2 tRNA genes are annotated in these 255 nt (G+C 49.4%); both read right to left on the bottom strand.

From position 1 onward, the window contains the following. Nucleotides 1-42 precede the first annotated feature (42 nt). Nucleotides 43-118: transfer RNA gene (locus GTP23_RS22495), tRNA-Ala, on the bottom strand. Between the two features lie 12 nt (nt 119-130). Next, a tRNA-Ile gene (locus tag GTP23_RS22490) sits at nt 131-207 on the bottom strand. Nucleotides 208-255: the final 48 nt, after the last annotated feature.

The following is a 255-nucleotide window of genomic DNA, read 5'->3' as shown; positions in this document are numbered from 1 at the left end:
TAAAAGATCAAATCTAAAGGTCTACCTTTACATTTGAACTTTTGGTGGAGGATGACGGGATCGAACCGACGACCCCCTGCTTGCAAAGCAGGTGCTCTCCCAGCTGAGCTAATCCCCCATTGGGTATTACTGGTAGGGCTGGTTGGACTCGAACCAACGACCCCCGCGTTATCAACACGGTGCTCTAACCAGCTGAGCTACAGCCCCAAATGCTGTTCTTCTCTTATTGACAGTCGATAAGTGTGAACGCTTGAT

The organism is Duganella fentianensis (assembly GCF_009857835.1).
Taxonomy (GTDB): domain Bacteria; phylum Pseudomonadota; class Gammaproteobacteria; order Burkholderiales; family Burkholderiaceae_D; genus Rugamonas; species Rugamonas fentianensis.
The sequence above is the reverse complement of the archived record's forward strand: the minus strand, read 5'-3'. Positions and strand labels throughout refer to the sequence as shown.